Source organism: Pseudomonas meliae (assembly GCF_001400515.1).
In the GTDB taxonomy this organism is placed as follows: Bacteria; Pseudomonadota; Gammaproteobacteria; order Pseudomonadales; family Pseudomonadaceae; genus Aquipseudomonas; species Aquipseudomonas amygdali.
In genome coordinates this window covers 1,619-12,425 of the sequence record NZ_LJQT01000177.1, presented here as the reverse complement: position 1 = coordinate 12,425, position 10,807 = coordinate 1,619, and the positions used below count along the sequence as shown (strand labels likewise).

The following is a 10,807-nucleotide window of genomic DNA, read 5'->3' as shown; positions in this document are numbered from 1 at the left end:
GGGGGGGGGGGGGCGGAAATGAAGCGACGCAGCGCCAGCCTGACATGCATTGCGCATGCAGGCTGCGAAGGTTTTACGGTTTTAGCGGGTGCGATAGCGCAGGCGCGTACCGAAATTTACCGACATCAGAATCTCGTCAGCCGAGAGCTCGGCGGGGAAGAACACGCCTGAAATCTGTGCGTGAGCGATACTCGCACCTTCCATCGGCGTGTGCCGCAGGTCCAGGCCGCGAAGGTCGGCAGACCGGAAGTAGGCGTCGGTGAAGTCGATACCGGCGGTGTCCAGTGCCCGCAGGTCCAGCCCTCGAAAGTCACCCCCGGCCATATCGATTGTGCCGGTTCGCGGTTTCTCCTGGTTGAAACCTTCGACATCATCTTTGCGCAGCAGCATATAAAGCGGTGAGTCGATCTGTTTGGGCTGGCTCATGATGGCCTCGGACATGTGGTTGCGTTGGAATTATGACGCCATTATATTGCCATCATTGTGGGGCCGTGAAGCATTACCCGCTCAACGGCCATGTACCGGTTTTACAGCCCCGGCAGGCGCTGGCGCAGGTTGTCGATGAGACTGTCCAGCTCACTGCTGATGTGGGTGGCAACCTTCTTGCTGCGCAGCGTTTCCTCTGCGCTGAGCGGTTCGCGATTGGCCTGCTGGGCCTCGATGACCTCCAGGGTCGCGTCGGAAGGATCATTGTTCTGTGCCTGACGCTGGGCAAGCCAGCCAGCGATCACTGCCTGTGGAGCTTCGCAATCGAGGATCAGAAACGGCACGCCGGTGTTTTCGGCGACTTTCGCCGCTGCATCGCGCTGCTCATGCTTGAGGTAAGTGGCATCGATCACCACCGAGAAGCCCGCACGCAGGGTTATACCGGCAAGCTCGTGCAGGTGAGCATAGGTTGCATCGTTGGCTTGCGCGCCATACATCTCTTCATCTCGCCCGGCAAACAGGCGCTTGCGCTCTATGTCCGAACGCAGGCGAATGGCACCCAGCGATTCCACCAGGCGCATTGCGACATGACTTTTGCCGACGGCTGATACACCGTGGGTAATTGTCAGGAACGGTGAGGGAATGGCGCTGTAGCTTTCGGCCAGATTGGCGTAGTTGCGGTATTGACGAAGCGTCGCTGCGCGCTGTACACCGTCGGCGTCGGATGGCTGGCTGAACAGGGCCACTTTGGCACGAACCATCGCCCGATAAGCCTTGTAGAAATTCAGCAGTTCCAGGCCTGCGTAGTCGCCGGTGACTTCCAGGTATTGGCTGATCAGGCGCCGAGACAATGATTTCAGGCCACGGTCTTCAAGGTCCATTGCCAGGAAGCCGATGTCGGCGTACACGTCGGTCTTGCGGAACGGTTCGTTGAACTCGATGCAGTCAAACAGCACGACCTTGCCGTCAATCACTGTCGCGTTGCCCAGATGGATGTCGCCGTGGCATTCGCGGATGAATCCGTCGGCCTTGCGCTGAGCCAGCAGTGGCTTGAGCCGCGCAAAGCTCGACTCTGCCCACGCCTGCAGGGCATCGAGCTGTGCCAGGTCGGATTTTTCGCTGATCAGTGGACGAATCTGCTCAAAATTCTGTACCACAGGGGCCATCACGCTGTCTGGCGAGCCCAGTTCGCTTTCGGTTCCGACCTGCGGCGAGCTGAGGTGGAAGCCTGCGATCTGGCGCGCCAGTTCGTCGATATGCGCAGTGGTCACCTCGCCGTTGGCCTGCAGGGTGCTGAGCAGGCCGTCCTGTGAAAACTGCTTCATCTTCAAGGCGTATTCGATGACTTCGCCGTCGCCGCCCAATTGCGACGCGTCGACGGTGCCGGTGATCGGCAGCACTTCGATGTAGAGGTCGTCGGTCAGGCGCTGATTGAGGCGCAGCTCTTCGTGGCAGAAATGCTTACGCAGAGCCAGCGTAGTAAAATCCAGGAAACCGAAGTTCATCGGCTTCTTGAATTTGTAGGCATACGGGCCAGTCAGCAGAACCCACGAAATGTGCGTTTCGATGAGCTGGAAATTCTCCACCGGATGTGGGAAAAGAGCAGGGTTCTGCAGGGCAGCGATCAAAGACTTGCTCACGGGCGATCCTTCAGGAATGTGTTCAAAATGTAAGTACGCGATGCCGCCATTATGGCCGCTTGGCGCGAGGCTGCAAACCGCTGACTCGGGCGTCTGTCGATCCTTGCTAAAGTGCGTATAATCCGCGCCCATGACTCGATCCCGCACCTCTCGTTCTCCTAAAAAGCAACCTCCTCGCAGCCTGAACAAGTGGCTGGGCTGGGCGTTGAAGCTCGGTATTGTCGGCCTGGTTCTGCTGGGCGGCCTGGCCATTTACCTCGATGCAATCGTTCAGGAGAAGTTCTCCGGCAAGCGCTGGACCATTCCGGCCAAGGTCTATGCACGACCGCTGGAGCTGTTCGTCGGACAGAAGCTGAGCCGCGATGATTTTCTCATCGAACTCGACGCCTTGGGTTATCGCCGCGAAAGCGTCGCGAATGGTCCTGGCGCTGCGGCGGTGAATGGCAATACCGTCGACCTCAACACGCGGGGTTTCCAGTTCTACGAAGGCACTGATGCGGCGCAGCAGGTGCGCGTGCGCTTTTCCGGTGATTACGTCGCCGACCTGTCGTCGGGCAATGGTGCCAAGCTTGCCGTGGCGCGGCTTGAGCCCTTGCTGATCGGCGGGCTTTACCCGAAGAACCTCGAAGACCGGATCCTGATCAAGCTTGATCAGGCACCGCCGTATCTGCTCGACGGGCTGGTGGCGGTCGAGGACCGCGATTTCTATCACCACTTCGGCGTGTCGCCCAAGTCCATTGCCCGGGCTATCTGGGTGAATACTTCGCAAGGGCAGATGCGCCAGGGCGGCAGTACGCTGACCCAGCAGCTGGTCAAGAACTTCTACCTGACCAACGAGCGCAGCCTGACCCGCAAGCTCACCGAGGCCATGATGGCGGTCTTGCTGGAGATCCATTACAGCAAGCAGGAAATTCTCGAGGCTTACCTCAATGAAGTGTTTGTCGGTCAGGACGGTCAACGTGCAGTGCACGGTTTCGGTCTGGCCAGTCAGTATTTCTTCAGCCAGCCGCTTTCCGAACTGAAGATTCATCAGGTGGCGATGCTGGTCGGGCTGGTCAAGGGGCCGTCCTTCTACAACCCGCGCCGCAATCCCGAGCGTGCTCTGGAGCGTCGTAATCTGGTGCTTGACCTGTTTGAGCAGCAAGGTGTGGCAACCCCCGAAGTGGTGGCCGCCGCGAAGAAATTGCCACTGGGTGTGACCAAGACCGGCACGCTCGCCGACAGCTCGTTCCCGGCTTTTCTGGATCTGGTCAAGCGCCAGTTACGCGAAGACTATCGCGATGAAGACTTGACCGAAGAAGGGCTGCGGATCTTTACCAGCTTTGATCCGATCCTGCAGATGAAGTCCCAGGCCGCTATGGACGACACGTTCAAAAAGCTCGCCGGGCGCAAGGGTGTTGATGAAGTAGAGGCGGGTATGGTCGTCACCAACCCGGAGACCGGTGAGGTGCAGGCGCTGATTGGCGGTCGCGAGGCCGGGTTCTCGGGTTTCAACCGGGCGATCGATGCAGTGCGTCCGATAGGCTCGCTGGTCAAGCCGGCTATTTACCTGACCGCACTGGAACGTCCGAGCCAGTACACGCTGACCAGCTGGATTGCCGACGAACTGTTTCAGGTCAAAGGCGCTGATGGCCAGATCTGGAAACCGCAGAACTACGATCACAAGTCGCATGGCAACATCTTTCTGTATCAAGGGCTGGCGCATTCCTACAACCTGTCGACTGCCAAGCTGGGCCTTGAACTGGGTATTCCAACTGTCTTCAAGACACTGGCCAAGCTGGGTGTAACGCGTGAGTGGCCTGCTTATCCGTCGATGCTGCTGGGTGCGGGCGGCCTGAGTCCGATGGAAGTCGCCACCATGTACCAGACCATCGCCAGCGGCGGGTTCAATACGCCGATGCGTGGTATTCGCAGTGTGCTGACCGCCGAAGGTGAACCGCTCAAGCGTTATCCGTTCAAGATCGAGCAGCGTTTCGACCCGGGTGCCATTTATCTGGTACAGAATGCGATGCAGCGGGTAATGCGCGAAGGGACGGGCAAATCTGTTTACAACGTGTTGCCAAGCTCGCTGAATCTGGCGGGCAAGACCGGCACCAGTAATGACTCGCGCGACAGCTGGTTCGCCGGTTTCAGTCAGGATCTGCTGGCCGTAGTGTGGATGGGCCGTGATGATAACGGCAAGACACCGTTTACTGGCGCCACTGGTGCCCTGCAGGTCTGGACCAGCTTTATGCGCAAGGCCAATCCGCTGCCGCTGGACATGGCGATGCCGGATAACGTCGTTCAGGCATGGGTCGATGCGCAGACAGGCCAGGGTTCTGATTCGAGCTGCCCGAATGCAGTGCAGATGCCGTATATTCGCGGCAGTGAGCCCCAGCCCGGCGCGACATGCGGCGGCGCTCCGGCACCTGCCACTGAGGTGATGGACTGGGTCAAGGGTTGGTTGAACTAGGCAATCGAGGTTTTGAAGTGAATAAATGGTGGATTCCAGCTTTAACGGCACTGGCCTTGCTGAACGGCTGCGCCAGTGTGGAACGCGGCTCGATTCCGGTCGTGGATTCGAGCTCCAAGGTGTCCAACGGCGAGCGCGCGGCAGCGTCGCGTAATGGCACTTACCGAACCAACACCGCCCCGGTTCAGCAGCCGCAAGCCGTGCCGCAGGATTCGGGTGTCGTGGTGATGGTGCCGGGCGCGGGTGGTGCCGATGCAGGGCAGAGCTTCTCTGCGCCGACCAGTCAGGCGCCGTTCAGTGTCAACACGCCGCCTGTCGACGCCGCTCCGGTCAATCAGGCCCCGATCAGCCCGGCTCCGGCGAACAACAGTTACAGCATGCCGGCTGCCTCTGCACCGACCGGGATTCCGTCCAGTGGCGGCGGTCTGTTAGAGGACGAGCAGCTTGACGGGCCGGTACTGGCGTTGCTGACCACGGCACAGCAACAGCAGAGCAGTGGCGACCTCAACGGCGCATCCTCAAGCCTGGAGCGCGCGCAGCGTGTCGCCCCGCGTGAGCCTCAGGTGCTTTATCGTCTGGCTCAGGTGCGTCTGGCTCAGGGCGACGCAGCCCAGGCCGAGCAACTGGCTCGTCGCGGTCTGACCTACGCCAACGGGCGTACCAGCCTTCAGGCCAGCCTTTGGGGGCTGATCGCCCAGTCTCGCGAAAAGCAGGGTGACGCGGCCGGTGCTGCGCTGGCTCGCCAAAAGGCTCGCTGATGGACGTACGTTTGCCTGAGGTGGCCGAGCAGTTGCTGTTGATAGAGCGCGAGTTGCGCGCGCTGGGCTGGTGGGATACGACGCCGCCCAGCGAGCAGGCGCTTGCCAGTCAGGAACCGTTCAGCGTCGATACGCTCGAGTTCGCGCAGTGGCTGCAATGGATCTTCCTGCCGCGCATGAAAGTCATCCTCGAGCGTGACCTGCCGCTGCCCAATGCGTCCGGCATTCTGGAGATGGCCGAGATGGTCTATGCCGGGCGCCTGAGTGAAACCCGGCTGCTGCAGCAGCATCTGGCACGGTTCGACCAGTTGATTACGGCCGCTCGCTGAGCCAATCCTCTAGCGACAGAATTCGCTGATGGCTTTCTCGGTTTCTTCGGTACGCGTCTTGCGGTTTTCTTCCGTAAGACGCCTCGATTCTCCTCCAACCTGCTCGCGCACTCGCGGATTGTTCTGCAACTGCGCAAGATTGGTGCGCAGGGTTTCGCAATTTTCCGCGCGTTTCGCTTCCTGAGCCTTCACCTGACTTTTGACTTTCTGGTCAATAGCGCGTTGCTGTGCAGCTCCGTCGTCCGCAGGAGTGCTGGGCGCAGAGGCTGGTGGCGGCGTCTGCACATTGATTTCCTGCACCTGCTGGCCGGTGGGGGGTTGAGCATCAAAATGCGTCACGCCCTGAGCGTCGACCCACTTATAGATTGAGGCGGCCTGGCTGGTTGTGCTGAGGGCCAGTGCGGCGGCGAGAATCATCCAATGCATGTCGTGTCCTTGAGAGTCTGTGCTCACAGAAAACTACCATAACGGTGCATTTCAGTCCGAAACGGTGCGATTTCCCCGGTCCTCTGTCAAGAAAGCGCACGGATCACTTGACTTGAAGGGGGGGAATCACAACAATCCAAAGTTCGCTGTAGAAGGACTGCCAGAAGCAGACCCTCTCAGTAGATCATGAGGCGCACACCCGCGCCGACCTGTAACACCCGCAACGCGTTACCTCGCGCTGGGTGGGAATGTTCCGCAACACTCAGGGACCTCCCAATACTTGCTCAGTCAGTGCTGACGTAGTCGGCGACCACCGTCGCTCATGCTCTGCTGGCAGTAAACCTATTAAGACCCGTCCTGGAGTGGGCGGTATTCTGGCGTTTTAGAGGTGAACAACGTGGAGCTTTTATCTGGCGCTGAAATGGTCGTCCGCTTTTTGCGTGACGAAGGCGTTGAGCATATCTATGGGTACCCGGGCGGTGCCCTCCTGCATGTCTACGATGCCCTGTTCAAAGAACCGGCGGTAAGCCATATCCTTGTTCGCCACGAGCAGGCTGCCACGCACATGGCCGACGGCTATGCGCGGGCTACCGGCAAGGCGGGCGTGGTGCTGGTGACGTCCGGTCCAGGTGCAACCAATGCCATTACCGGTATCGCCACGGCGTACATGGACTCCATTCCGATGGTGGTTCTGTCTGGTCAGGTAGCGAGCACGCTGGTGGGTACCGATGCCTTCCAGGAGACCGACATGATCGGTATCTCCCGGCCGATCGTGAAGCACAGCTTCATGATCAAGCACCCGTCGGAAATCCCGGAAGTCCTGAAAAAGGCTTTCTACCTGGCGCAGTCCGGTCGTCCGGGCCCTGTAGTAGTCGACATTCCGAAAGACATGACCAACCCGGCCGAGAAATTCGAATACGTCTTTCCAAAAAAAGCCAAGCTGCGCTCCTACAGCCCGGCGGTTCGTGGCCATTCCGGCCAGATCCGCAAAGCCGTCGAGATGCTGCTGGCGGCCAAGCGTCCTATCGTCTACGCCGGTGGCGGCGTGATCATGGGCAATGCGTCGGCGCAACTGACCGAACTGGCACAACTGCTCAACGCTCCGGTCACCAATACCCTGATGGGGCTTGGCTGCTATCCGGGCACGGATCGTCAGTTCGTCGGCATGCTCGGGATGCACGGCAGCTACACCGCCAACCTCGCGATGCACCACACCGATGTGATCCTGGCAGTCGGCGCGCGCTTCGATGACCGTGTCATTAACGGCGCCAGCAAGTTCTGCCCGAATGCCAAAATTATCCACATCGACATCGACCCGGCTTCGATCTCCAAGACCATCAAGGCGGACGTGCCTATCGTCGGTCCTGTCGAAAGCGTGCTGACCGAAATGGTCGCCACTTTGAAAGAGATCGGCGAGACACCTGACAAGGCATCCGTTGCCGCGTGGTGGAAGCAGATTGACGAGTGGCGCGGTGCGGGTGATCTGTTCCCGTACAACCGTGGCGATGGCACGGTCATCAAGCCGCAAGCCGTTATCGAAACGCTGTGCGAAGTCACCAAGGGCGACGCTTACGTCACCTCGGACGTTGGCCAGCATCAGATGTTCGCTGCGCAGTACTACCGTTTCAACAAGCCGAACCGCTGGATCAACTCGGGCGGTCTGGGCACGATGGGCTTTGGCTTCCCGGCTGCGATGGGCGTCAAACTGAGCTTTCCGGATGCGCACGTTGCCTGTGTGACCGGTGAAGGCAGTATCCAGATGAACATTCAGGAACTGTCGACCTGCCTGCAATACGGCTTGCCGGTGAAGATCATCCTGCTCAACAACGGTGTTCTGGGCATGGTCCGTCAGTGGCAGGACATGAGCTATGGCTCGCGTCACTCGCATTCCTACATGGAATCGCTGCCTGATTTCGTCAAGCTGGTCGAAGCCTATGGCCACGTCGGCATGCGTATCACTGACCTGAAGGACTTGAAGCCGAAGATGGAAGAAGCTTTTGCCATGACTGATCGTCTGGTGTTCATGGATATTCAGGTCGATGTGACCGAGCACGTCTACCCGATGCAGATCAAGGACGGCTCCATGCGCGATATGTGGTTGAGCAAGACGGAGCGGACATAATCATGCGCCATATCATTTCCCTGCTGCTGGAAAACGAACCGGGTGCATTGTCTCGCGTCGTCGGTCTGTTCTCCCAGCGCAACTACAACATCGAAAGCCTGACCGTTGCGCCGACCGAAGACCCGACCCTGTCGCGTCTGACGCTCACCACCGTAGGCCATGATGAGGTGATCGAGCAGATCACCAAGAACCTCAACAAACTTATCGAAGTGGTCAAGCTGGTAGACCTGTCGGAAAGCGCTCACATCGAGCGCGAGCTGATGCTGGTCAAGGTCAAGGCCACTGGCGCGCAGCGTGCCGAGATCAAGCGCACCACGGATATCTTCCGCGGGCAGATCGTCGACGTGACCGCCAGCGTTTATACCGTGCAGCTGAGCGGCACGAGCGACAAACTGGACAGCTTCATTCAGGCCATCGGCACCGCCGCTATCCTGGAAACAGTACGCAGTGGCGTAACGGGCATTGCCCGTGGCGACAAAGTGCTGAGCATTTAAATCAATTAAGCAAATGGCCTGAACGGCCAAGATAACAGGGGATTTCCATGAAAGTTTTCTACGACAAAGACTGTGACCTTTCGATCATCCAGGGCAAAAAAGTCGCCATCATCGGTTACGGTTCGCAAGGTCACGCTCAAGCGTGCAACCTGAAAGACTCCGGCGTTGATGTCACTGTTGGCCTGCGTAAAGGTTCGGCTACTGTCGCCAAGGCCGAGGCTCATGGCCTGAAAGTGACTGATGTTGCTTCTGCCGTTGCTGCTGCCGACCTGGTCATGATCCTGACCCCGGACGAGTTTCAGTCCCAGCTGTACAAGAACGAAGTCGAGCCGAACCTGAAAAAGGGCGCAACACTGGCGTTCTCCCACGGCTTCGCGATTCACTACAACCAGGTTGTACCGCGCGCTGACCTCGACGTGATCATGATCGCGCCAAAAGCTCCAGGCCACACCGTACGTACCGAGTTCGTCAAGGGCGGCGGTATTCCTGACCTGATCGCGGTTTATCAGGATGCTTCCGGCAACGCCAAGAACGTTGCCCTGTCCTACGCTTCGGGCGTTGGCGGCGGCCGTACCGGCATCATCGAAACCACCTTCAAGGACGAGACTGAAACCGACCTGTTCGGCGAGCAGGCTGTTCTGTGCGGCGGTACTGTCGAGCTGGTAAAAGCTGGTTTCGAAACACTGGTTGAAGCTGGCTACGCGCCGGAAATGGCCTACTTCGAGTGCCTGCACGAACTGAAGCTGATCGTTGACCTCATGTACGAAGGCGGTATCGCCAACATGAACTACTCGATCTCCAACAACGCCGAATACGGCGAGTACGTGACCGGCCCTGAAGTCATCAACGCTGAATCCCGCCAGGCCATGCGCAACGCTCTGAAGCGCATCCAGGACGGTGAATACGCGAAGATGTTCATCAGCGAAGGCGCTACCGGCTACCCATCGATGACCGCCAAGCGTCGTAACAACGCTGCCCACGGCATCGAAATCATCGGCGAGAAACTGCGCTCGATGATGCCTTGGATCGCTGCGAACAAAATCGTCGACAAAGACAAGAACTAAGCTTTAGCTTCGCAAAAAAAAACGCGGCCAATCGGTCGCGTTTTTTCGTTATGGGTCAGGCTCTGGTATAAAGCTGCATCGTTTGCCGCCGAACCCTCGCGGCAGACCTCTGTCGAACCTTTTCATACCGCTGCAAGGTAATCTCCATGAGCGAACGTCCCGAGGAGCCCAACAAGGCCTCCGACGCTGAAAGTCTGCTACCTATCGATGAACATGTAGAAGAAGGGCATGACGCCGAAGGCCGGCAGGTCCGGCATCGCGGTATCTATCTGCTGCCCAACCTGTTTACCACTGCGAACCTGTTCGCTGGCTTTTACTCCATCATCAGTTCCATGAGCGCACAAAGCGCGATGAGCGCGGGTGATACCGCCGGCGCGAGCAAGTATTTCGCGTTCGCTGCCATTGCGATCTTCGTCGCCATGGTTCTCGACGGGCTGGATGGTCGCGTTGCGCGCATGACCAATACCCAGAGCGCGTTTGGTGCCGAGTACGATTCCCTCTCCGACATGGTCGCCTTTGGTGTGGCACCCGCGTTGCTGGCATTCGGTTGGGCATTGGGTGACATGGGCAAGGTGGGCTGGATGGTCGCCTTCATCTATGTGGCGGGCGCGGCATTGCGTCTGGCGCGCTTCAACACTCAGGTCGGCAAGGCTGACAAACGTTACTTCATCGGTTTGGCTAGCCCGGCTGCGGCAGGTGTTGTGGCCGGCACGGTCTGGGCGTTCAGTGATTTCGGGATTCAGGGTTCGAAGCTGTCGTTCCTGGTGGCCTTGCTGGTTGCGGCGGCAGGCATGCTGATGGTCAGCAACATCAAGTACAACAGCTTCAAGGAGCTGGACCTGAAAGGGCGTGTACCTTTTGTTGCGATTCTGGCCGTGGTGCTGGTGTTTGCCGTGGTATTCAGCGATCCGCCACGTATTCTGCTGCTGATATTCCTCGCCTATGCCCTGTCTGGACCGATTCAGTATCTATTGCGTCGCCGCAAGGCCTAGTCAATGATCTAATTTCCACCATACTCCGTAGTCTATTGGTGCATCAGTTCCCTGGCCTGCGGAGTCATCATGCTAATCAAGCTTCCTTCTTCGTCCGACTCCAG

The 10,807-nt window shown here is 58.7% G+C and carries 10 protein-coding genes; 7 read left to right on the top strand and 3 right to left on the bottom strand.

Annotation, left to right across the window (positions count from 1 at the left end):
* Positions 1–81 precede the first annotated feature (81 nt).
* Both ALO64_RS07975 and ALO64_RS07970 read right to left on the bottom strand, forming a co-directional pair.
* On the bottom strand, positions 82–426 hold the full coding sequence (locus ALO64_RS07975) for a pentapeptide repeat-containing protein (RefSeq protein ID WP_002552068.1): 345 nt from the start codon (positions 424–426) through the stop codon (positions 82–84).
* Positions 427–527: 101 nt separating this feature from the next.
* A complete protein-coding gene (locus ALO64_RS07970; RefSeq protein ID WP_044344036.1) occupies positions 528–2,066 on the bottom strand; it encodes a bifunctional aminoglycoside phosphotransferase/ATP-binding protein in 1,539 nt (512 codons plus the stop codon).
* Between the two features lie 130 nt (positions 2,067–2,196).
* On the opposite strand from ALO64_RS07970, the gene mrcB reads away from it, so the two are divergent.
* From mrcB to ALO64_RS07955, 3 genes are read left to right on the top strand one after another with little or no spacing between them, the layout of a single operon-like run.
* On the top strand, positions 2,197–4,518 hold the full coding sequence (gene mrcB, locus ALO64_RS07965; protein ID WP_002552070.1) for a penicillin-binding protein 1B: 2,322 nt from the start codon (positions 2,197–2,199) through the stop codon (positions 4,516–4,518).
* A 17-nt stretch (positions 4,519–4,535) separates the two neighbouring features.
* The gene (locus ALO64_RS07960) at positions 4,536–5,276 is read left to right on the top strand and encodes a tetratricopeptide repeat protein (RefSeq protein WP_162232063.1); all 741 of its coding nucleotides are present in this window, start codon (positions 4,536–4,538) and stop codon (positions 5,274–5,276) included.
* Positions 5,276–5,605, top strand: a complete 330-nt coding sequence (locus ALO64_RS07955; RefSeq protein WP_002552072.1) for a YqcC family protein — start codon at positions 5,276–5,278, stop codon at positions 5,603–5,605. The genes ALO64_RS07960 and ALO64_RS07955 overlap by 1 nt, the downstream gene beginning before the upstream one ends.
* 9 nt (positions 5,606–5,614) lie before the next feature.
* On the opposite strand, the gene ALO64_RS07950 is transcribed toward ALO64_RS07955, so the two are convergent.
* Complete coding sequence (locus ALO64_RS07950; protein ID WP_044319130.1) at positions 5,615–6,031, bottom strand: DUF4124 domain-containing protein; 417 nt, start codon at positions 6,029–6,031, stop codon at positions 5,615–5,617.
* Positions 6,032–6,428: 397 nt separating this feature from the next.
* Here ALO64_RS07950 and ALO64_RS07945 point away from each other — a divergent pair, with 397 nt between their 5' ends.
* The 4 genes from ALO64_RS07945 (at position 6,429) to pssA (ending at position 10,703) form a co-directional block, all read left to right on the top strand.
* On the top strand, positions 6,429–8,153 hold the full coding sequence (locus ALO64_RS07945; RefSeq protein WP_002552074.1) for an acetolactate synthase 3 large subunit: 1,725 nt from the start codon (positions 6,429–6,431) through the stop codon (positions 8,151–8,153).
* A 2-nt stretch (positions 8,154–8,155) separates the two neighbouring features.
* Positions 8,156–8,647, top strand: coding sequence for an acetolactate synthase small subunit (ilvN, locus tag ALO64_RS07940; protein ID WP_002552075.1), 492 nt, complete (start codon positions 8,156–8,158; stop codon positions 8,645–8,647).
* Between the two features lie 47 nt (positions 8,648–8,694).
* Complete coding sequence (ilvC, locus tag ALO64_RS07935; protein ID WP_002552076.1) at positions 8,695–9,711, top strand: ketol-acid reductoisomerase; 1,017 nt, start codon at positions 8,695–8,697, stop codon at positions 9,709–9,711.
* A gap of 146 nt (positions 9,712–9,857) precedes the next feature.
* Entirely contained in the window at positions 9,858–10,703 is an 846-nt protein-coding gene (gene pssA / locus ALO64_RS07930) for a CDP-diacylglycerol--serine O-phosphatidyltransferase (RefSeq protein WP_002552077.1), read from the top strand.
* The last annotated feature ends 104 nt before the right edge of the window (positions 10,704–10,807 follow it).